Here is a 22,438-nt window from a genome sequence, read left to right as displayed (position 1 = left end):
CATCATGAGTAAGATTGCATTTTTATTTCCCGGACAGGGATCACAATATATCGGTATGGGAAAAGACCTGTACGAACGCGAAGAAGCGTCAAAACGTATTTTTGATGAAGCGGATGAAACGCTTGAAACAAAGCTGAGCTCGCTCATTTTTGAAGGCGACGCCGAAGAATTAACCCTTACATACAATGCGCAGCCTGCGCTGTTGACAACGAGCATCGCCGTATTGGAAAAGTTTAAAGAATCCGGCATCACGCCTGATTTCACCGCCGGACACAGCCTCGGAGAATATTCGGCGCTTGTTGCGGCGGGAGCGATGACATTTAAAGATGCCGTTTACACGGTAAGAAAACGGGGAGAATTCATGAATGAAGCTGTGCCGGCCGGAGAAGGCGCCATGGCCGCTATTCTCGGAATGGATGCGGAGTCCTTGAAAAAGGTGACGGATCAAGTGACGGAAAACGGTCATCTCGTACAGCTTGCAAACTTGAACTGCCCCGGCCAGATCGTAATTTCCGGAACGGCAAAAGGCGTGGAGCTGGCTTCAGAAGAAGCGAAAAACAACGGAGCAAAACGGGCAATCCCATTAGAAGTAAGCGGACCGTTCCATTCTGAATTAATGAAGCCGGCAGCGCAAAAACTCGAGGAGGTGCTCAGCGCCTGTGAGTTAAAAAATGCGGCTGTTCCCGTGATTTCAAACGTTTCGGCTGACGTTATGACAGAAAAAGACGATATCAAGAAAAAACTGATCGAACAGCTGTATTCACCTGTTCGCTTTGAAGAAACCATTAACAAACTGATTGACGAAGGCGTCACGACGTTTGTTGAAATCGGGCCGGGAAAAGTGCTTTCAGGCCTTGTGAAAAAAGTGAACCGCCGCCTTAAAACAATCGCGGTTTCTGACCATGAAACCATCGAACTGGCGATTCAAACGCTGAAGGAGGAGAATCAGGATGCTTAATGAAAAAACAGCAGTGGTAACGGGAGCGTCCCGCGGAATCGGGCGGGCGATCGCGCTTGATCTTGCGAAAAACGGCTGTAACGTAGTAGTCAACTACTCCGGGAATGAAGCGAAAGCGAACGAAGTCGTAGATGAAATCAAATCTTTGGGCCGAAACGCGATCGCGGTAAAAGCCGATGTATCAAATTCCGAAGAAGTACAAAACATGATGAAAGAGGCTGTCGCTGCCTTTTCTTCAATCGACATTCTCGTGAACAATGCGGGGATCACAAAAGACAATCTTCTGATGAGAATGAAAGAAAATGAATGGGATGATGTCATTAACATTAACCTGAAAGGTGTATTCAACTGCACGAAAGCCGTGACAAGACAGATGATGAAACAGCGCTCCGGCCGGATTATCAACGTATCATCAATCGTCGGCGTCAGCGGAAACCCCGGCCAGGCGAACTATGTGGCGGCAAAAGCCGGTGTAATCGGCTTAACGAAGTCATCAGCCAAAGAGCTTGCGAGCCGCAATATTACGGTTAATGCCATTGCTCCGGGCTTTATTTCTACAGATATGACGGACAAGCTTTCTAAAGAAGTCCAAGATGAAATGCTGAAGCAGATTCCGCTCGCGCGTTTCGGTGATCCTTCCGATATCAGCAGCGTTGTTACGTTCCTTGCTTCTGAAGGATCGCGTTATATGACGGGCCAAACCCTTCATATTGACGGCGGAATGGTGATGTAAAGATTTGTTTTTAAAATTTCATCCTAGTTTCTCTAGTTTTTTAAAAACGAATCCTCTATAATACTTGAGGGGAGGTGAATTGCTATGGCAGATACATTAGAGCGTGTAACGAAAATCATCGTAGACCGCCTTGGCGTTGATGAAGCTGACGTCAAACTTGAAGCTTCTTTCAAGGAAGACTTAGGTGCTGATTCCCTAGATGTAGTTGAGCTTGTTATGGAACTTGAAGACGAGTTTGATATGGAGATTTCTGACGAAGATGCTGAAAAGATTGCAACAGTCGGCGACGCTGTGAACTACATACAAAACCAGCAATAAGCTGATGCTAAAAGTCCCGCCTGACAGCGGGGCTTTAGCCCTTTAATCGTTCGGTTACCGGCGTCTGACGCTGTACGCGCTGCCGATTCCGTTTACGGCGGGGAGCGCGGTGAACCTGATGTGCCTATGGAGGTTACTATGTCAAAACACTCACATTTTAAAGATAAAAAAAAGTTCTATAAAAAAATAGAGCAATTTAAAGAGTTCCAAGAACGGATTTCGGTTCATTTTCAAAACGAGAAACTTTTGTATCAAGCATTTACACATTCATCTTATGTGAATGAGCATCGGAAAAAGCCGTATGAAGACAATGAAAGGCTTGAATTTTTAGGTGACGCTGTTTTGGAACTGACGATCTCCCAATTCTTATTTGCCAAATACCCGGCCATGAGTGAAGGAGATTTGACGAAGCTGAGAGCCGCTATCGTATGCGAGCCGTCACTCGTCTCACTTGCCCATGAATTGTCATTCGGCGATCTTGTTCTCTTGGGAAAAGGAGAAGAAATGACGGGCGGCAGAAAGCGTCCTGCGCTTTTAGCGGATGTGTTTGAAGCGTTTATCGGCGCACTGTATCTGGATCAGGGCCTTGACCCGGTTCAGCAATTCCTGAAAGTGTACGTGTTCCCTAAAATAAACGATGGTGCTTTTTCTCATGTGATGGATTTCAAAAGCCAGCTTCAAGAATTTGTACAGCGGGACGGAAAAGGATCGCTTGAGTACAAAATTCTCAATGAAAAAGGGCCTGCCCACAACCGGGAATTCGAGGCGCTAGTCTCTCTTAAAGGTGAGGCGCTCGGTATCGGGAACGGACGTTCCAAAAAAGAAGCCGAGCAGCATGCGGCACAGGAAGCTCTTGCAAAATTGCAAAAACATCATACGAAACAATAAAATCCCCCTGTATCCCTAGGGGGATTTCAGTATGTCTGCGCCTGATATAAGCGGGTGATTATGATAATATTGAGATACTTATACGATAAGGAGGATCTGGGATGTTCCTCAAACGTTTAGACGTTATAGGATTTAAATCATTTGCAGAACGGATATCCGTTGACTTTGTAAAAGGCGTCACGGCCGTTGTCGGTCCGAACGGCAGCGGAAAGAGCAACATTACCGAAGCTATCCGCTGGGTGCTCGGCGAACAATCAGCCCGCTCGCTTCGGGGCGGGAAAATGGAAGATATCATTTTTGCGGGAAGTGATTCACGCAAGCGGCTGAACCTTGCCGAAGTCACGTTAACGCTTGATAATGAAGATCATTTTCTCCCGATCGATTATCACGAAGTCAGCGTGACGAGACGGGTGTACCGTTCCGGAGAGAGTGAATTTCTCATCAACAATCAGCAGTGCCGTTTGAAAGACATCATTGACTTATTTATGGACTCCGGGCTCGGAAAAGAAGCATTCTCTATTATCAGCCAGGGGAAAGTCGAAGAGATTCTCAGCAGCAAAGCGGAAGACCGCCGCAGTATTTTTGAAGAAGCGGCCGGCGTGCTGAAATATAAAACAAGAAAGAAAAAAGCGGAAAACAAACTGTTTGAGACGCAGGATAACTTAAACAGGGTGGAAGATATTCTTCACGAGCTTGAAGATCAGGTCGAACCGCTGAAAATCCAGGCATCAATCGCCAAAGACTACTTAGAAAAAAAGAAAGAGCTTGAGCATGTCGAAATCGCCCTTACCGCCTTTGACATCGAACAACTGCATGGCAGATGGTCGGGTTTAAAAGACAAGGTGCAGGCTGCTAAAGAAGAAGAATTGGCGGAATCATCGGCTCTATCCGCAAAAGAAGCCATGATAGAAGAGACGAGAGATAAAATCCACGCGCTTGATGAATCCGTCAACGAACTGCAGCAGGTTCTGCTCGTGACAAGTGAAGAGCTGGAAAAGCTGGAAGGCCGGAAAGAAGTGCTGAAAGAGCGCAAAAAAAACGCCGCGCAAAACCGGGAACAGCTTGAGGAATCCGTTACACATTACACGAACAAAGAAGCCGAACTGAAAGCGGACATTGCAAAACAGTCTGCCGTATATGATAAACTTCGTGCGGAAGTGAAGCGGTTAAACGCCCAAGTGAAAGAAAAGCAGCAGGCTCTCAGTCTGCATAATGAAAATGTAGATGAGAAAATCGAACAATTAAAAAGCGATTACTTTGAATTGTTAAACAGCCAGGCGTCGATTCGCAACGAGCTGCAGCTTTTGGATGACCAGATGTCCCAATCCGCGGTCCAGCAGGCGAGACTGACCGCAAACAATGAAAAATATCTTGAAGAACGTAACGATATTGCAGTCCGCAAAGCGGCGTGCGAAGAAGAATTGGCTGCCGTTGAAGAGGATATTCACAATCAGGTCGTCCGCTTTCGCGAAGTCCAGACAGCATATGAACAGAAAAAACGCCAATATGAAAAGAAAGAATCTGCGCTGTATCAGGCATATCAATTCGTCCAGCAGGCCAGATCCAAAAAAGATATGCTTGAAACGATGCAAGGCGATTTTTCAGGATTTTACCAAGGCGTAAAAGAAGTGCTGAAGCAGAAAGAGCAGCTCGGCGGCATCCGCGGCGCCGTTCTCGAACTGATTGCCACCGAACAAAAGTATGAAACGGCGATCGAGATTGCACTCGGCGCAGCGGCGCAGCACGTTGTCACAGACGATGAGCAGGCGGCGCGGAAAGCGATTCAATATTTAAAACAGAATTCCTTCGGCCGCGCGACGTTCCTGCCGCTTACGGTTATGAAACCGCGCCAGCTCCAAACCCGTGATGAACAGACGGCTCAGAAGCATCCGTCTTTCCTCGGCACAGCGAGCGGGCTTGTCACATATGATGCCGCGTATCGGAATGTCATTCAAAACCTTCTCGGCACCGTGCTGATCACTGAAGATTTAAAAGGCGCGAATGAACTGGCCAAGCTTCTCGGGCACCGCTACCGCATCGTGACGCTTGAGGGCGATGTCGTCAATCCAGGCGGATCAATGACAGGCGGCGCGGTCAAAAAGAAAAACAATTCTCTGCTCGGCAGAAGCCGTGAGCTTGAGACGGTGACTGCGCGGCTTGCCGAAATGGAAGAAAAAACAGCTCTGCTCGAAAAAGAGGTCAAAACGCTGAAGCAGGCCATTCAAGAGCTTGAACATACGCTGAGCGGTCTCCGTGAAGACGGTGAAGCTTTCAGAACAAAGCAGCAGGATGTAAAAGGCAGGCTGTATGAACTCGAAGTTGCTGAAAAGAACATCAATACCCATCTGGAGCTTTACGATCAGGAGAAAGCATCACTGACGGAAAGCAGCCGGGAAAAAGAGACGCGCAAATCAGCTCTGGAAGAACAGCTGAGTGAGGCATCCGGCCAGCTGAAAGAGCTTGAGGAAGAGATGGAAAGGCTGACAAAACAAAAGCAGACCCTATCCTCAACAAAAGAAACGCTCTCTCATGAACTGACGGAATGTAAAGTGGCCGCTGCGAAAAAAGAACAGGCGTGCTCGAGTGAGGAAGACAACCTCAAAAGGCTGAAAAAAGAGCTTGAAGAAACACAGCTCGCTCTGAAAGAAACACGGGAAGATTTAAGCCTCCTGACCTCAGAGATGACGTCCAGCACAAGCGGTGAGGAGCAGCTTGAAGAAGCAGCCCATCACAAGCTTCACGATAAAACGAGAACGATCGAATTGATCGCCAGCCGGCGCGACCAGCGTGTGAAGCTCCAGCGGGCTCTTGATACGAACGAGCTTGAACTGAAAGAGATGAAGCGTCTGTATAAGCAAAAAGCAGACATTCTGAAAGATGAAGAGGTAAAACTCGGCCGGATGGAAGTTGAGCTTGATAATCTCTTGCAGTATTTACGCGAGGAATACAGCTTATCCTTTGAAGGAGCAAAAGAACAATATCAGCTCGAACTCGAGCCTGAAGAGGCGAGAAAACGGGTCAAACTGATCAAGCTTTCAATTGAAGAGCTCGGAACGGTCAATCTCGGCAGCATCGATGAATTTGAAAGAGTAAACGAACGGTATCAGTTTTTAACAGAGCAGAAAAATGACCTGACGGAAGCGAAAAATACACTGTTTCAAGTCATTGAAGAAATGGATTCTGAAATGACGAAGCGATTCCATGAAACGTTTATCCAGATCCGTTCTCAATTCAACGACGTGTTCCGTTCTTTATTCGGAGGAGGACGGGCTGAACTGAAGCTGACTGATCCGAATGATCTTCTTAATTCCGGGGTGGACATTATCGCGCAGCCTCCGGGTAAAAAACTGCAAAACTTAAATCTTTTGTCAGGGGGAGAACGGGCGCTGACTGCCATTGCCCTTTTATTCTCCATTCTGAAAGTAAGGCCCGTGCCGTTCTGCGTCCTTGATGAAGTGGAAGCTGCGCTTGATGAAGCCAATGTATTCAGGTTTGCGCAATATTTAAAAAAATACAGCGGCGACAGCCAGTTTATCGTCATCACCCACAGAAAAGGCACCATGGAAGAAGCGGATGTCCTCTACGGTGTTACGATGCAGGAATCCGGCGTTTCCCGAATGGTTTCGGTCAAACTGGAAGAAACAAAAGAATTCGTTCAGTAACGAGGAAAGAGGTTGAAAGATGAGCTTTTTTAAAAAATTAAAAGAGAAAATCACGAAACAGACAGACTCCGTCTCTGAAAAATTTAAAGATGGTCTTGAAAAAACAAGAAATTCCTTCTCAAATAAAGTGAACGAACTCGTCTCCCGCTACCGGAAAGTCGACGAGGATTTCTTCGAAGAGCTTGAGGAAGTGCTGATTGGCGCTGACGTAGGTTTTACAACCGTCATGGAGCTGATTGATGAGCTCAAAAAAGAAGTGAAGCTGAAAAACATCCAGGATCCTCAGGAAGTGCAGTCCGTCATTTCTGAAAAGCTTGTCGACATTTATAACAGCGGCGACGAACAGATTTCTGAATTAAATATTCAGGACGGGCGCCTGAACGTTATTCTGCTTGTCGGGGTAAACGGCGTCGGAAAAACGACAACGATCGGAAAACTTGCCCATAAGCTGAAGAATGAAGGCAAATCCGTTGTGCTCGCTGCCGGAGACACCTTCAGAGCCGGGGCGATTGAACAGCTTGAAGTGTGGGGGGAGCGTACAGGCGTGCCTGTCATTAAACAGGCTGCCGGAAGCGACCCTGCTGCGGTTATTTATGATGCCGTACACGCGGCTAAAGCAAGAGGAGCGGATGTGCTGATTTGTGATACGGCCGGCCGCCTTCAGAATAAAGTAAACTTAATGAAAGAGCTTGAAAAAGTCAAACGCGTCATCGAACGCGAAGTGCCTGAGGCTCCGCATGAGGTTCTCCTTGCGCTGGACGCGACGACAGGCCAAAATGCGATGGCGCAGGCGAAAGAATTCTCCAAAGCGACGAATGTGACGGGTATCGCGTTAACGAAGCTTGACGGCACCGCTAAAGGCGGTATCGTCCTGGCGATCCGCAATGAGCTTCACATCCCCGTGAAACTGGTCGGCCTCGGAGAAAAGGTTGACGATCTCCAGCGGTTTGATGCAGAATCTTACGTATACGGTCTCTTTTCTGATTTAGTTGAAAAAGCCGAGGATTAATGAATAAAAAACGAGTATAAAATGTACGGTTTTATACTCGTTTTTTTATACGCATTGATAGATCGGAATGGAGGGGGCAATTGTTGGACAAATGGCTGAAAGCTGAATTGGAAAGTAAGATCGGCGCGATAAACCATATGTCGCTGCTGGATGAACAGGGAGGCACTTCAACCGTTCGGAAAATAGTGACCGGCCAAGACGCATTTCTGCTGAAAAGTTCTTTTCAACAGAAGTATCGGGAATGGTTAATGAGAGAAGCCTTCGTTTTACAAAAACTGACGGAAACTCGTCGTCTGCCTGTTCCTATTTATTATGGGATGATACAGGAACAGCATGCCAGCCATATCGTAATGTCATTTGAGGATGGAATCACACTGACTTCGGCTTTAAGAAAAGCAAAAGGGGATACTGAAAAGAAAAAGCTGATCAAAAGTTTCGGCCAGTTTCTGCAACGTCTGCATGAAACCGAAATGGTCTCTGGTTTACAGCCGGAAACAGACTGGCTCGATCTGCAAATCAAACGAGCCGGGGAATATGTCAAAAAAGGACAGGCTGAAGGAAGTGCAGAGCTTTTGAAGGAATTGGACAGGTGCAGGCCTGTTCCTGTTCAGCAGACAATGATTCACGGTGACTGCACGACTGATAATGTGCTGGTGAAAGACGGAGAGGTCTATCTGTTTATCGATGCTGCGGGAATATCGGCGGGAGATCCGCGATATGATGAATCATTAGCGATCAGTCATTTTGTCACAAATGAAGCATGCCTCAATGCTTTTTACGAAGGCTATTGCCGCTATCGTGTATCAAAACAAGAATTCGAGTATTTTAACGACGGTCTATATGAATTTTTTTGAAAAAACTTATTATGTAAAAAGAGCATCCTGCTTTGACAAGATAAAAACTTGACACACGCTCTGAAACCATGTAAACTAAGTTTTTGTAAAGGGATTTGACTTAACAAAGGGGAGAGCTCAAATGTCGCTCGAAAAAACGACGAGAATGAACTATTTATTTGACTTCTATCAGTCGTTGCTGACGTCAAAACAAAAGAGCTATATGTCGCTTTATTATCTGGACGATTTCTCCCTTGGTGAAATAGCCGAAGAGTATGACGTTTCAAGGCAAGCCGTTTACGATAACATCAAACGGACTGAAGCGATGCTTGAACAATATGAAGAAAAACTGCTCCTTTTTAAAAAGTTTCAGGAGCGTAAAGAAATGTTTACAAAGCTGAAAGAGCTTGCTTCCGGGTTGCAGGAAGAGGAAAAAATGACGGCTCTGATTGAAGCGCTTGAGAAATTAGATTAGGAGGCGGCAAACAATGGCATTTGAAGGATTAGCCGACCGACTGCAAAAGACGATTTCAAAAATCCGCGGAAAAGGAAAAGTCAGCGAACAAGACGTAAAAGAGATGATGCGTGAAGTTCGTCTTGCGCTTCTTGAGGCTGACGTTAACTTTAAAGTCGTAAAGGATTTTGTGAAAAAAGTAAGTGAACGGGCTGTCGGACAGGACGTTATGCAGAGTCTGACACCCGGTCAGCAGGTTATTAAAGTCGTAAAAGAAGAGCTTACCGAGCTGATGGGCGGCGAAGAAAGCAAAATTGCCGTCGCCAAACGCCCCCCGACCGTTATTATGATGGTCGGGCTCCAAGGTGCCGGTAAAACGACAACCACGGGGAAGCTTGCCAACCTGCTGCGCAAAAAACATAACCGCAAACCGCTGCTCGTGGCTGCGGATATTTACCGCCCCGCCGCGATTAAACAGTTGGAAACCCTGGGGAAACAGCTTGATATGCCGGTCTTTTCGCTTGGCGATCAGGTCAGCCCGGTGGAAATTGCCAGACAGGCGATTGAAAAAGCGAAGGAAGAGCATCATGATTATGTGATTTTAGATACCGCCGGACGGCTGCACATCGATCATGAACTGATGGATGAGCTCTCCGGCGTAAAGGAAGTCGCAAATCCTGAGGAAATTTTCCTTGTCGTCGACTCAATGACCGGTCAGGATGCGGTAAACGTCGCCAAAAGCTTTAATGACCAGCTCGGTTTAACGGGCGTCATTTTAACAAAGCTTGACGGGGATACCCGCGGAGGTGCGGCGCTTTCTATCCGCGCGGTCACCGAAACGCCGATTAAATTCGCCGGAATGGGAGAAAAGCTCGATGCTCTTGAAGCGTTCCATCCTGAACGGATGGCATCCCGAATTCTCGGAATGGGTGACGTGCTGACCTTGATTGAAAAAGCTCAGGCGACCGTTGATGAAGACAAAGCCAAAGAGCTTGAGCAGAAAATGAGAACGATGAGCTTCACATTGGATGATTTTCTGGAGCAGCTCGGCCAGGTCCGAAACATGGGGCCTCTTGACGAACTGTTGCAAATGATGCCCGGCGCAGGCAAAATGAAAGGCTTAAAAAACATCCAAGTCGATGAAAAACAGCTGAATCATGTGGAAGCGATCATTAAATCAATGACTGTTCTTGAAAAAGAACAGCCGGATATCATTAACGCCAGCCGGCGGAAGCGGATTGCCAAAGGAAGCGGAACATCCGTTCAGGAAGTCAACCGTCTTTTAAAGCAGTTTGAGGAAATGAAAAAAATGATGAAGCAGATGACCAACATGACAAAAGGGAAGAAAAAAGGCTTTAAATTACCTTTTATGTAATCGGTTATACATGATAAAACCGTTGTTAAGAAAAAACACTTTACAAACACTTTTATCATTGTTAATATACTATCTTGTTGAAATATTTTCGGAGGTGCTAGTAAAATGGCAGTAAAAATTCGTTTAAAACGTATGGGAGCAAAAAAATCTCCTTTCTATCGTATTGTTGTAGCAGATTCTCGTTCACCGCGTGACGGCCGTTTCATCGAAACAGTCGGCACATACAACCCGGTTGCAAAGCCGGCTGAAGTGAAAATCAACGAAGAGCTTGCTCTTAAATGGCTTCAAACAGGAGCTAAACCTTCTGATACAGTCCGCAACTTGTTCTCAAGCCAAGGAATTATGGAAAAATTCCACAACGCTAAACAAGGCAAGTAATGACTGATCAGAACTTGGAAGATTTGATTGTCAGCATTGTGGCTCCGCTTGTCGACCATCCGGAAGACATAACGGTCACAAAGGAAGAGACTGATCAAAAGATTGCGCTGCGCTTATCTGTCAATAAGTCAGATACCGGTAAGATTATCGGAAAGCAAGGCCGGACTGCAAGAGCGATTCGAACCGTCGTTTTTGCAGCTGGCGCACAGTCTTCTAAGAAAGTTCAATTTGAAATATTTGACTGAAAAAGGGAGAGGGCCGGCACCTCCCCTTTTTTTACACGTAAAAAAGGCAAATGAACAGAAATATGTTGGAAGAGTGGGGAGTCTGGTCCTATGCAGATTATTCACAGAGTAACCGTTATGCAGGTTCTGACCGAGCAAAGCAAGGAAAAGCTTTTGGCCTCTTTTGCAGAAAAAAAGCAAACGCTTGAACGAGAATGCAGCCAGCTCTATTTTCAGCTTAGAAAACATGAAAAAGATCAGCAGAATCCCGATGTAGCGGAATCTTTTAAAAAAGCCATTGAGAAAAGACAAGACAAAATCAAAATGATCGATTTCCAAATAAGCCAGACAGAGTCGCTCCCGCTTGGAAGCGAAGTGAAGGAAAAGGAGATCGATGCGCTGCTTTCAATCAACGTCGGTGATAACTGGCATGAAAAAACAGCGGCAAATACCATCGTCATAAAAGACGGGGTAGTAATTGAAATCCGCCCGAGGTGATAATATGACAAACAGATGGTTTAATGTAGGCAAAATTGTAAATACCCACGGCATTAAAGGCGAAGTGCGGGTCATTTCTAAAACGGACTTTGCCGAAGAACGGTACAAGCCCGGCAATACGCTCTATTTGTTTGCGGAAGGGGCTGCGGAGCCAATCAAAGTAACGGTCAGCGCCCACAGGCTTCACAAGCAGTTTCACCTGCTGCAATTCAAAGAAATGCCGAGTCTCAATGAAGTCGAACACCTAAGAAACATGGTGATCAAAGTCCCTGAAGAAGACTTGGGAGAGCTTGAAGAAGATGAATTTTATTTTCATGAAATCATCGGCTGCGAGGTTGTGTCAGAAGACGGGGAACTGATCGGCACAGTGAAGGAAATCTTGACGCCAGGGGCTAATGACGTATGGGTGGTTGCAAGAAAAGGCAAAAAAGATGCGCTCATTCCGTATATTGCTTCTGTGGTAAAGGATATTAATATAAATGAGAAGAAAATTAAGATTCATGTAATGGAAGGGTTAATAGACGAATGAAAATCGACTTTTTAACACTGTTTCCCGAAATGTTTCAAGGGGTGCTCGGCTCCTCCATTCTGCAAAAAGCACAGGAAAAAGAGGCTGTCCGTTTTGACGTCATCAATTTCCGGGCTTTTTCGGATAATAAACACCAAACGGTTGATGATTACCCGTACGGCGGGGGAGCCGGGATGGTGTTAAAGCCGCAGCCCGTATTTGATGCGGTTGAAAAGCTGACAGCCGGTACGGACGCCAAGCCGCGCATTATTCTCGTCTGCCCGCAAGGTGAGCGTTATACGCAGAAGAAAGCCGAGGAGCTGGCACAAGAGGAACATCTCATGTTTATTTGCGGACATTATGAAGGGTATGATGAACGGATCCGGGAACATCTTGTCACTGATGAAATCTCCATCGGGGATTTTGTGCTGACCGGGGGAGAGCTCCCTGCCATGATGATCGCCGACAGCGTTGTCAGGCTTTTGCCGGGCGTCCTCGGAAAAGAAGCATCCCACGTGGAGGATTCCTTCAGCACGGGGCTTTTAGAGCATCCGCACTATACGAGGCCTGCAGATTATAGAGGCTTAAAAGTGCCTGAGACCCTTCTGTCGGGCAACCATGCTAAAATACAAAAATGGCGAAATAAAGAATCAATCAGAAGAACCTTTTTAAGACGTCCCGATCTTCTTGAAAACTATCCTCTCACTGATGAGCAAAGAAAATGGATTTCCGAGTGGGAAAACGAATAGATTCTATTGCGCAGGCGATGAAGATATGATAAGATACTACTTGTGGCTTAAGGAGGCTTATCCTTCAGAAGCTTGAAAACGATGTTCCGCTGTGCCTTGCAGTTGTGGCCAAGAGCATCTGTTGGAAGGAGTTGAAAACGATGCAAAAACTAATTCAAGATATCACAAAAGAACAGCTTCGCACTGATCTTCCTGCGTTCCGTCCTGGTGACACTTTACGTGTACACGTAAAAGTTGTTGAGGGTAACCGTGAGCGTATCCAGATCTTCGAAGGTGTTGTGATCAAGCGTCGTGGTGGTGGAATCAGCGAAACGTTCACAGTTCGTAAGATTTCTTACGGTGTTGGCGTTGAACGTACATTCCCTGTACACACACCAAAAATCGCGAAAATCGAAGTTGTACGTTACGGTAAAGTACGTCGCGCTAAGCTTTACTACCTGCGTGAACTTCGCGGAAAAGCGGCTCGTATTAAAGAAATCAGACGATAATGATAACGAACGAAAAGAGCTTGTTACCCGTAACAGGCTCTTTTTTTATATGAAATTTGTAAAAGCAGAACAAGCAACGTAAAATACATAAGAGATCATCGGAACATCCGGTTCCGGTAAATAAGGCAGGTGTCGAAGTCACATGACCATTCAATGGTTCCCAGGCCATATGGCTAAAGCGAGACGGGAAGTAACAGAAAAACTGAAATTAATTGATATCGTATACGAATTGGTGGATGCGAGAATCCCGATGTCATCGAGAAATCCGATGATTGAGGAGATTTTAAAAAATAAGCCGCGCATTATGCTTTTAAATAAAGCCGATAAGGCGGATGCGGCTGTGACTGCCCAGTGGAAGGACCACTTTCAGGAACAGGGCATTCCCTCTCTTTCAATAAACTCCGTTAACGGGCAGGGACTGCATCAAATCGTGCCGTCCTCGAAAGAGCTGCTGAAAGATAAGTTCGATAAAATGAAAGCAAAAGGTGTTAGGCCAAGAGCAATCCGTGCATTAATCATCGGCATTCCGAATGTCGGCAAGTCTACGCTCATTAACCGGCTGGCCAAAAAAAACATTGCCAAGACGGGAGACAGGCCCGGCATTACCACTTCACAGCAGTGGGTAAAGGTAGGCAAGGAATTAGAGCTGCTCGATACACCGGGAATTTTATGGCCTAAATTTGAAGATGAGCTTGTCGGCTTGCGCCTGGCGATCACCGGGGCGATTAAAGATACGATTATCAACCTGCAGGATGTGGCCGTCTTCGGGCTGCGCTTTCTGGAAGAGCATTATCCCGACCGCTTGAAGGAGCGCTACGGACTTCAGGAAATCCCTGAGGATATCGCCGCTCTTTTCGACGCGATCGGTGAAAAACGCGGCTGTTTGATGGGCGGCGGAATGGTTGACTATGATAAAACAACGGAAGTCATCATTCGGGACATCCGGACGGAAAAATTCGGCAGGCTTTCATTTGAAACACCATCAGAATAAAGACGCGCAGCGATGCGGGTCTTTATTTTTTCCGCAGAATACCGATATACATAATGTAAGGGAGAAGAGAACGTGAATACATTAACCGTAAAAAGCGTAAAAGAACGCCTGCAAGAGGTCAGGGACGAAAGCGACCCCTTCCTTGCCCAATGTGAGAAAGACCCGAGAAAAAGCGTACAGACGCTTTTAGAGCAATGGCTGAAAAAGCACGCGAAGGAAAAAGCTCTTAAAGAGCAATGGCTGAACATGACGTCATACGAAAGACTGTCATCCAAAAAGGGCTTCCGCCTGATTGCGGGTGTTGACGAAGCCGGAAGAGGGCCGCTTGCCGGACCGGTTGTCGCCGGCGCCGTCATTTTGCCGGCAGAATGCGAGATTCTCGGTCTCACGGACTCGAAGAAATTGTCGGAAAAGAAGCTCGAGGAGTATTACAGCCGGATCACGGAAGAAGCGGCGGCTGTAGGAGTCGGCATTGTCCATGCGGACGTCATTGACCGGATCAACATTTATGAGGCCGCGAGACTGGCGATGGTAAAAGCCGTCAATGCTTTAACGGAAACACCTGATTATCTGCTTGTTGATGCCATGACCCTTCCGCTTGACATTCCGCAGTCATCAGTTATAAAAGGGGATGCCAAAAGCGTGTCAATTGCCGCCGGAGCCTGCATAGCAAAAGTAACGCGGGACCGTCTCATGGCTGAGTACGCCAAAACCTACCCCATGTACGGCTTTGAAAAAAATAAAGGCTACGGAACGAAAGAACATCTTGAAGCTCTTCAGGCATACGGACCGACAACTATTCACCGAAAAACGTTCGCTCCCGTTCAATCTTATTGTTAGAAAAGAGGCTTAAGACATGAACATAAGCGGCGAAATCCAAGCGGCTTTCAGACAGCTGACGGCGGAAATCCCTCCGGACCGGCAAGACGGCGGTAAAGACAGCGGCGCTCAAAGGCTGCTGTTAGGGAAGGTTCTCCGTTTGCTGGACGATCAAAGCGCTCTTATCCAAATCGGCGGCCGGACGATGCAGGGAAAACTTGAAACCGCCCTTCGCCCGCAGGCGTATTACTGGTTTTCTTATGACAAACAGCCGGCGGAAAAAACGGGCCGGCTTCATGTCATCGACCAATTCGAAGGAAGCCCGAAAACCGTTCAGGAAGCGGCGGGAAGACTGTTAAACGCTCTTTCTGTCAAACCAGGCCCTGTGTCTCTGCAGATTGCCGAAACGTTTATGCAGCAGAAGCTGCCGATGACGGAAAACAGCCTCAAAGCTTGCATCCGCTGGGCTGAATCGCTTCCGGCCGCCGAATTGAAAAAAGCGGCGGAAACAATCGTATTTGCGCTGAAACGGGAACTGCCCGCACATCCGGAAGTCTTGTCAGCCATTCATGCCGTTAAATATCCGGTTCCGACCCGGCGCCTCCTCTCAGGACTGCTTCAGGCAATCAATCAGGCTCCGCAATCGGCAAAAGAGCTGTCTGTGCTCAAAGAGGCGGTTTCTGACGTGTTAAACGCGGAAACGGATCTTCATGCAGAACGTCTCCTGAAGAAGCTTGCCGAGGCTGCACGCATGCCGCTCTCAGAAACCGGGCTGATGGATGAAGGAGAACGGACGGAATCAAAGCAATCACCATTTGTCCGAGAGACTCGTGAAAACGGAAAGGCAGTCTCAAGCCAGCCTTCTCCTCCGAGTGCACGGACAGATACGGAACTGCCTGAAAAAACGGCAAAACAGATCATAGAGAAATTAATGACATCGGCAGAAAAAACTGAAAACCGTCACGTAAAAGTAACGGCGGAGATCATTAAGGCTTTCATTTCTCAAGAAAAAACATTGAAAACAGCACCTGTTCTTCAAAACGCACATCTGACAGAACAGGAGGCGGCTGTTTTTGAAAAAGCCGCTCAGCTCACCGAATTGAAATATGCAGAAAAACATGATGTATTAAGCCTTTTGCAGAAAATCAAAAAAGGACTGGGCACGCGTGATGAATTATCATTCATTACAGCGCTTGAAAAAGGCGTATCTCCGCAGCCGGAGAAACAAGCACTGAAAACAGCCCTCCAAGCCGTCCGGACGCTTCAAGAGGCGCCCCAATCCGTTAAACAAGAGGCGGAACCGCTTATTCATAAATTAAACGGCCAGCTGTTTATTGAGCAGCATAATCCTTCTGTTACGCAGATGGTGCTGTCATTTCCGCTGGGAGCGTCCGCGTATGAGAATGACATCACAGTTCTCTTTAAAGGACGGAAGAAGCCGGACGGAAAACTCGATCCGTCACATTGCAGGCTCCTGTTTTTGCTGCACCTTGAAACACTGCAAGAAACCGTTGTGGACTGCATGATTCAGCAAAATGTAATGACCATTACGGTTGAGACTGATTTTGAGCTTCAGGCGGCCATCGACCCTCTCGTACCGGCTTTAAAAGAAGCTGTAAAAGAAACGGGCTTCAGCCTGTCAGGCGTCACGGCTAAAAAACGGCGCCCGAAAGACCAGAGCGCTCTTGTGGAAGAGTTTATAGAAAAAGACGGCGGAAGAAAAGTGGATGTGAAAATATGAAAGAGCAAACGCCGTTAAGAAGAGCTGTCGCCCTGCATTACGACCGGCAGAAAGACCAAGCCCCGAAGGTTGTCGCAACAGGCAGGGGGCACGTGGCGGAAAATATTATAAAAGAAGCTGAGAAGGCTGGGGTCCCCATTCAGGAAGACCGAACCCTTGTCGAATTAATGCGCCATTTGACGGTTGACGATCAGATACCGGAGGCGCTTTATGAAACCGTTGCCGAAATTTTTTCATTTGTTTACAGACTGGATGAAACCCTGAAAAACGAAAAATAAGGACCATTCATTTCCCGGACTCCGTTTAAATTTATATTTTCAATAAAATAAAAGTTAGAATGTTTGGAAGGATATAAAGATTTTGTTTTGAACCCTAGACAATTCTTCCAGTATTATATAGAATGAAAGCGCAGTCTATTTTTAGTTTTGCTACATAAGTTAGGAGGATGGGAAATGAATATCCATGAGTACCAGGGAAAAGAAGTCCTCAGAAAATACGGGGTGTCTGTTCCTGAAGGTAAAGTGGCTTTTACAGCAGAGGAAGCAGTTGAAAAAGCAGAGAGCCTGTCAAGCTCGGTTTATGTCGTAAAGGCGCAAATCCATGCTGGCGGCCGCGGCAAAGCTGGTGGGGTAAAGATTGCAAAAACAAAAGATGAAGTGAAAGAGTATGCCGAAGAACTGTTAGGCAAGACGCTCGTCACACATCAAACGGGTCCGGACGGACAAGTAATAAAACGCTTACTTATTGAAGAAGGCTGCGATATTAAAAAGGAATACTATGTCGGGCTTGTACTTGACCGCGCTACTTCAAGAATCGTTTTAATGGCGTCTGAAGAAGGCGGAACGGAGATTGAAGAAGTAGCGGAAAAAACACCTGAAAAAATTAAAAAAGCGGTAATTGATCCGGCTGTCGGCCTTCAGGGCTATCAGGCAAGGGAAATTGCATTCGCAATTAACATCCCGAAAGAGCTTGTCGGTAAAGCCGCTAAATTTATGCTCGGTTTATATAAAGCATTTGTTGAGAAGGACTGCTCCATCGCCGAGATCAACCCTCTCGTCGTTACGGGGGACGGAAACGTCATGGCGCTGGATGCTAAGCTGAACTTCGACAGCAATGCGTTATACAGACAAAAAGACATTATGGAATACAGAGATTTAGATGAAGAAGATCCGAAAGAAATCGAAGCGTCAAAATACGATTTAAGCTACATTTCCCTTGATGGAAATATCGGCTGTATGGTAAACGGCGCGGGTCTTGCAATGTCTACAATGGATATCATTAAACACTACGGCGGAGAACCTGCAAACTTCCTTGATGTCGGGGGCGGCGCAACCGCAGAAAAAGTTACGGAAGCTTTTAAAATCATTCTTTCCGATCAAAACGTAAAAGGAATTTTCGTTAATATTTTCGGAGGCATCATGAAGTGCGATGTCATCGCCGAGGGCGTTGTTGAAGCCACGAGACAAGTCGGCTTGACATTGCCGCTGGTCGTGCGCCTTGAAGGGACAAACGTAGATTTAGGAAAGAAAATCCTGAATGAATCAGGCTTAAACATCACATCTGCGGAATCAATGGCAGACGGCGCACAGAAAATCGTATCCTTAGTTTAGGAAAGAATGAAAGGCAGGGGACCAGATAATGAGTGTTTTTATCAATAAAGATACAAGAGTTATTGTACAGGGGATTACAGGTTCTACCGCTTTATTTCATACAAAGCAGATGCTGGAATACGGCACGAATATCGTTGGCGGTGTAACACCTGGAAAAGGCGGAACGGAAGCGGAAGGCGTACCGGTATTCAATACGGTCGCAGAAGCGGTTCATACAACGGGCGCAGATGCGTCAGTTATTTACGTGCCGGCTCCGTTTGCGGCGGACGCAATTATGGAAGCGGTTGACGCGGAAATTGATCTTGTCATTTGTATCACTGAGCACATTCCGGTTTTGGACATGGTGAAAGTGAAGCGCTTTATGGAAGGCAAGAAAACGAGATTAATAGGGCCGAACTGCCCTGGTGTTATTACACCTGAAGAATGCAAGATCGGCATTATGCCGGGATACATTCATAAAAAGGGTCATGTAGGCGTTGTATCCCGTTCAGGAACATTGACATACGAGGCCGTCCATCAGCTTTCAGAAGCCGGCGTAGGCCAATCTACCGCTGTAGGGATCGGCGGCGATCCGGTCAACGGCACGAACTTTATTGACGTGTTAAAAGCGTTCAATGAAGATCCTGAAACACATGCTGTCATCATGATCGGAGAAATCGGCGGCACAGCTGAAGAAGAAGCGGCTGAGTGGGTGAAAGCGAACATGACGAAGCCTGTTGTCGGCTTTATCGGCGGTAAAACCGCGCCTCCGGGAAAACGCATGGGCCATGCGGGCGCCATCATCTCCGGAGGAAAAGGCACGGCAGAAGAAAAAGTCAAAACGATGAACGCCTGCGGAATTGAAGTCGCGGAAACCCCTTCTGTAATGGGTGAAACGCTGATTAAGGTGTTAAAAGAAAAAGGCTTATTTGAAACGTGCAAAACTCACTGATCGAAGCAGGGGCAGCCGTAACGGCTGTTCCTGTTTTTGCTGAAAAAAAGAGGAGGTTTCCAGATTTGGATCAAGCATCGCGCTGTTTAATGGTCTGCAGTATTAATCAAATCATTTCCCCGTCTCTTCTATTAAAATGGTGGAAAGCTGATCATTCTCTGTCTTTTTTACCGGATCCGCATCCATTAACGGTTTTATCAGAAGGGAAAACAGCCCCGGAAGCAATTTTTCGGGAAATAGAGCGCAAGGATCCGGAACTTGATGAAGTTCTGTCCGATTACCGCCGCGAAGGCATTACTGTCATTCCGATTTCATCAAGCCGCTATCCAACATGGCTTAAAGCGATTTATGATCCGCCGGCTGTCTTGTATGCAAAAGGGAACACGCTGCTTCTTGAAAAAGGCAGAAAAATCGGGATTGTAGGAACGCGGAAACCGACGGAAGACGGAATAAAAGCGGTTGGGCATCTTTCCGCCGAACTCTCAAAAAAAGGCTGGGTCATTGTAAGCGGGCTTGCATCCGGTATAGACGGATTGTCTCATAAGGCGAGCATCAGGGCAAAAGGGCTTACGATCGGCGTGATAGCCGGCGGATTCCATCACATCTATCCCCGGGAAAATCTCCTGTTAGCAGAATACATGGCTGAACACCATCTCCTACTCTCAGAACATCCTCCTGAAACAAAGCCGAAAAAATGGCACTTTCCGATGAGAAACCGCATAATCAGCGGACTAAGTGAAGGAATTGTGGTCGTGCAGGGAAAAGAAAAAAGCGGTTCATTAATCACAGCTTACCAGGCTCTCGATCAAGGCAGAGAGGTATTTGCCGTTCCGGGTTCCATATTTAATCCATATTCCGGAGGACCTATAAAACTCATTCAAGAAGGGGCGAAAGCTGTATTATGCACAGAGGATATTGACGGAGAGCTGACCGCCCGATGCGTTCAGTATACGGAACCCTTTTGAAATATCGTTTGACAAACGGTATTGTAATATTTAATAATAGTGAGGATTTAAAGTTGCACATTATTTTCATGTATAAAATGACGTTCATCATAAAGAATGAAATGTTGAAAGCCATAAAAAGGCAGCTCTAAAATGAATTGATACTTGAAAAGAGAGAGAACACCTCTTGAGGGGGATGAAAATGTCTGATTATCTAGTCATCGTGGAATCGCCGGCAAAGGCGAAAACGATTGAACGTTATTTAGGGAAGAAATATAAAGTCAAAGCTTCAATGGGACATGTCCGGGATCTTCCGAAAAGTCAAATGGGAGTTGACATCGAACAGAACTTTGAACCGAAATATATTACGATCCGCGGAAAAGGCCCTGTTTTAAAAGAATTAAAAACAGCGGCAAAGAAAGCAAAAAAAGTCTATCTCGCGGCCGACCCCGACAGAGAAGGGGAAGCGATTGCATGGCATCTCGCACACAGTCTTGATCTGGATCTCAGCTCGGACTGCCGGGTCGTCTTTAATGAAATAACGAAAGACGCCATTAAAGAATCATTTAAACATCCGCGCATGATTAATATGGATCTTGTCGATGCGCAGCAGGCGCGCCGCATACTAGACAGACTCGTCGGATACAAAATCAGCCCGATTCTTTGGAAAAAAGTAAAAAAAGGCCTCAGTGCGGGCCGTGTGCAATCCGTTGCGCTCCGGCTGATCATCGACCGGGAAAAGGAAATCAACGATTTTAAACCTGAAGAGTACTGGACGATTACCGGCTCATTTTTAAAAGGAAAAGAGACGTTTGAAGCCGGATTTTTCGGAAAAAACGGCAAAAAGCTTCCTTTAAAAAGCGAAGAAGACGTAAAAGCCATCCTTGCTCAGCTGAAAGGCAATAAGTATACAGTTGACAAGGTTACGAAAAAAGAGCGCAAACGAAATCCCGCTCTGCCGTTTACAACGTCCACTCTGCAGCAGGAGGCTGCAAGAAAGCTGAATTTCAGAGCGAAGAAAACGATGATGATCGCGCAGCAATTATATGAAGGAATTGATCTCGGCAAAGAAGGGACAGTCGGGCTCATCACGTATATGAGAACGGACTCAACGCGGATTTCCAATACAGCCGTTGAAGAAGCGTCAGCTTTTATTGATCAGGCGTACGGAAAAGAGTACTTAGCGGGAAAACGGAAACCGGCAAAGAAAAATGAAAACGCACAAGATGCCCACGAAGCGATCCGCCCGACTTCGGTGCTCAGAAAACCTGCCGACTTAAAAGCGGTGCTTGGAAGAGACCAGCTCAGATTATACAAGCTGATTTGGGAGCGCTTTGTTGCAAGCCAGATGGCCCCTGCCGTCCTTGATACGATGAGCGTCGATCTCAGCAATAACGGATTGACATTCCGGGCAAACGGAAGTAAAGTCAAATTCGCCGGCTTCATGAAAGTCTATGTAGAGGGTAAAGACGATCAGCTGGAAGAAAAAGACCGCATGCTTCCGGACCTTAAAGAGGGAGACACGGTTTTATCGAAAGATATTGAGCCTGAGCAGCACTTTACTCAGCCGCCTCCGCGTTATACAGAGGCGCGCCTGGTTAAAACGCTTGAAGAACTGGGGATCGGCCGTCCTTCGACATATGCGCCGACTCTTGACACCATCCAGCGCCGCGGTTACGTGGGATTAGACAATAAACGGTTTGTGCCGACTGAGCTTGGGCAGATCGTGCTGGATCTTATCATGGAGTTTTTCCCGGAAATCATTAACGTTGAATTCACGGCTAAAATGGAAAGAGACCTTGATCATGTTGAAGATGGCCAGACAGAATGGGTTCAAATCATTGACAGCTTCTATACTGATTTCGAAAAACGCGTGAAAAAAGCGGAAGCCGAAATGAAAGAAGTGGAAATTGAACCTGAATACGCCGATGAAGATTGTGAGTTATGCGGCTCCCGGATGGTTTATAAAATGGGCCGATACGGCAAATTTATGGCGTGCTCCAATTTCCCTGACTGCCGGAATACAAAACCGATTGTCAAACAAATCGGCGTAAAATGCCCTAAGTGCCATGAAGGAAACATTGTCGAACGAAAATCAAAAAAGAAACGCATCTTTTACGGCTGTGACCGTTATCCTGAATGCGACTTCGTATCTTGGGACAAACCGATTGAACGAAAATGCCCGAAATGTGAAAATATGCTCGTAGAGAAAAAGCTTAAAAAAGGCATACAAGTCCAATGCGTCGAATGCGATTATAAGGAAGAACCACAGAAGTAGCGGTGAGCAGAGCCTTGCTCACCTTCTTTGTGTGGAAGGGACAAACAAC

23 protein-coding genes are annotated in these 22,438 nt (G+C 46.5%); all 23 read left to right on the top strand.

Features of this window, described 5'->3' with window-relative positions; translation table 11 throughout:
* Nucleotides 1–4: 4 nt before the first annotated feature.
* The 23 genes from fabD (at nt 5) to topA (ending at nt 22,389) form a co-directional block, all read left to right on the top strand.
* Nucleotides 5–958 (top strand): ACP S-malonyltransferase, encoded by a 954-nt coding sequence (fabD, locus tag BGM27_RS01500; RefSeq protein WP_007409759.1) that lies wholly within the window; start codon nt 5–7, stop codon nt 956–958.
* Entirely contained in the window at nt 951–1,691 is a 741-nt protein-coding gene (gene fabG, locus BGM27_RS01495) for a 3-oxoacyl-[acyl-carrier-protein] reductase (RefSeq protein ID WP_003154312.1), read from the top strand. The genes fabD and fabG overlap by 8 nt, the downstream gene beginning before the upstream one ends.
* A gap of 84 nt (nt 1,692–1,775) precedes the next feature.
* Entirely contained in the window at nt 1,776–2,009 is a 234-nt protein-coding gene (gene acpP / locus BGM27_RS01490; RefSeq protein ID WP_003154310.1) for an acyl carrier protein, read from the top strand.
* 138 nt (nt 2,010–2,147) lie between these two features.
* Nucleotides 2,148–2,897, top strand: a complete 750-nt coding sequence (gene rncS / locus BGM27_RS01485) for a ribonuclease III (RefSeq protein ID WP_007409760.1) — start codon at nt 2,148–2,150, stop codon at nt 2,895–2,897.
* 101 nt (nt 2,898–2,998) lie between these two features.
* Nucleotides 2,999–6,559 carry a chromosome segregation protein SMC gene (gene smc / locus BGM27_RS01480; protein WP_007409761.1) on the top strand — a complete coding sequence of 1,187 codons (3,561 nt, stop codon included), beginning with the start codon at nt 2,999–3,001 and terminating at the stop codon, nt 6,557–6,559.
* A gap of 19 nt (nt 6,560–6,578) precedes the next feature.
* The gene (gene ftsY / locus BGM27_RS01475; protein ID WP_003154301.1) at nt 6,579–7,568 is read left to right on the top strand and encodes a signal recognition particle-docking protein FtsY; all 990 of its coding nucleotides are present in this window, start codon (nt 6,579–6,581) and stop codon (nt 7,566–7,568) included.
* 83 nt (nt 7,569–7,651) lie between these two features.
* A complete protein-coding gene (locus BGM27_RS01470) occupies nt 7,652–8,422 on the top strand; it encodes a phosphotransferase family protein (RefSeq protein ID WP_007409762.1) in 771 nt (256 codons plus the stop codon).
* Between the two features lie 121 nt (nt 8,423–8,543).
* Nucleotides 8,544–8,876, top strand: coding sequence for a putative DNA-binding protein (locus BGM27_RS01465; RefSeq protein WP_003154299.1), 333 nt, complete (start codon nt 8,544–8,546; stop codon nt 8,874–8,876).
* Nucleotides 8,877–8,889: 13 nt separating this feature from the next.
* Complete coding sequence (gene ffh, locus BGM27_RS01460; RefSeq protein WP_007409763.1) at nt 8,890–10,230, top strand: signal recognition particle protein; 1,341 nt, start codon at nt 8,890–8,892, stop codon at nt 10,228–10,230.
* Nucleotides 10,231–10,335: 105 nt separating this feature from the next.
* A complete protein-coding gene (rpsP, locus tag BGM27_RS01455; protein WP_003154296.1) occupies nt 10,336–10,608 on the top strand; it encodes a 30S ribosomal protein S16 in 273 nt (90 codons plus the stop codon).
* Nucleotides 10,608–10,853: a KH domain-containing protein gene (locus tag BGM27_RS01450; RefSeq protein WP_007611392.1), complete on the top strand. Its 246-nt coding sequence runs from the start codon at nt 10,608–10,610 to the stop codon at nt 10,851–10,853. The genes rpsP and BGM27_RS01450 overlap by 1 nt, the downstream gene beginning before the upstream one ends.
* A 90-nt stretch (nt 10,854–10,943) precedes the next feature.
* Nucleotides 10,944–11,330 (top strand): YlqD family protein, encoded by a 387-nt coding sequence (locus tag BGM27_RS01445; protein WP_003154291.1) that lies wholly within the window; start codon nt 10,944–10,946, stop codon nt 11,328–11,330.
* A gap of 4 nt (nt 11,331–11,334) precedes the next feature.
* Nucleotides 11,335–11,859, top strand: coding sequence for a ribosome maturation factor RimM (gene rimM, locus BGM27_RS01440; RefSeq protein ID WP_003154290.1), 525 nt, complete (start codon nt 11,335–11,337; stop codon nt 11,857–11,859).
* Nucleotides 11,856–12,587 carry a tRNA (guanosine(37)-N1)-methyltransferase TrmD gene (gene trmD, locus BGM27_RS01435; RefSeq protein ID WP_007409764.1) on the top strand — a complete coding sequence of 244 codons (732 nt, stop codon included), beginning with the start codon at nt 11,856–11,858 and terminating at the stop codon, nt 12,585–12,587. The genes rimM and trmD overlap by 4 nt, the downstream gene beginning before the upstream one ends.
* 140 nt (nt 12,588–12,727) lie before the next feature.
* A complete protein-coding gene (gene rplS / locus BGM27_RS01430) occupies nt 12,728–13,075 on the top strand; it encodes a 50S ribosomal protein L19 (RefSeq protein WP_003154288.1) in 348 nt (115 codons plus the stop codon).
* Nucleotides 13,076–13,217: 142 nt separating this feature from the next.
* Nucleotides 13,218–14,066 carry a ribosome biogenesis GTPase YlqF gene (gene ylqF / locus BGM27_RS01425; RefSeq protein WP_007409766.1) on the top strand — a complete coding sequence of 283 codons (849 nt, stop codon included), beginning with the start codon at nt 13,218–13,220 and terminating at the stop codon, nt 14,064–14,066.
* Nucleotides 14,067–14,138: 72 nt separating this feature from the next.
* A complete protein-coding gene (locus BGM27_RS01420) occupies nt 14,139–14,906 on the top strand; it encodes a ribonuclease HII (RefSeq protein WP_007409767.1) in 768 nt (255 codons plus the stop codon).
* A 16-nt stretch (nt 14,907–14,922) separates the two neighbouring features.
* The gene (locus BGM27_RS01415) at nt 14,923–16,626 is read left to right on the top strand and encodes a hypothetical protein (protein ID WP_007409768.1); all 1,704 of its coding nucleotides are present in this window, start codon (nt 14,923–14,925) and stop codon (nt 16,624–16,626) included.
* Complete coding sequence (locus tag BGM27_RS01410; protein ID WP_007409769.1) at nt 16,623–16,904, top strand: FlhB-like flagellar biosynthesis protein; 282 nt, start codon at nt 16,623–16,625, stop codon at nt 16,902–16,904. Before BGM27_RS01415 ends, BGM27_RS01410 begins: the two co-directional genes overlap by 4 nt.
* Before the next feature lie 174 nt (nt 16,905–17,078).
* Complete coding sequence (sucC, locus tag BGM27_RS01405) at nt 17,079–18,236, top strand: ADP-forming succinate--CoA ligase subunit beta (RefSeq protein WP_003154283.1); 1,158 nt, start codon at nt 17,079–17,081, stop codon at nt 18,234–18,236.
* A 28-nt stretch (nt 18,237–18,264) separates the two neighbouring features.
* Nucleotides 18,265–19,167: a succinate--CoA ligase subunit alpha gene (sucD, locus tag BGM27_RS01400; RefSeq protein ID WP_003154281.1), complete on the top strand. Its 903-nt coding sequence runs from the start codon at nt 18,265–18,267 to the stop codon at nt 19,165–19,167.
* 65 nt (nt 19,168–19,232) lie between these two features.
* Nucleotides 19,233–20,132, top strand: a complete 900-nt coding sequence (gene dprA / locus BGM27_RS01395; RefSeq protein WP_007409770.1) for a DNA-processing protein DprA — start codon at nt 19,233–19,235, stop codon at nt 20,130–20,132.
* 181 nt (nt 20,133–20,313) lie between these two features.
* A complete protein-coding gene (gene topA / locus BGM27_RS01390) occupies nt 20,314–22,389 on the top strand; it encodes a type I DNA topoisomerase (protein WP_007409771.1) in 2,076 nt (691 codons plus the stop codon).
* The last annotated feature ends 49 nt before the right edge of the window (nt 22,390–22,438 follow it).

Source organism: Bacillus sp. FJAT-27001 (assembly GCF_019039175.1).
In the GTDB taxonomy this organism is placed as follows: domain Bacteria; phylum Bacillota; class Bacilli; order Bacillales; family Bacillaceae; genus Bacillus; species Bacillus velezensis.
The sequence above is the reverse complement of the archived record's forward strand: the minus strand, read 5'-3'. Positions and strand labels throughout refer to the sequence as shown.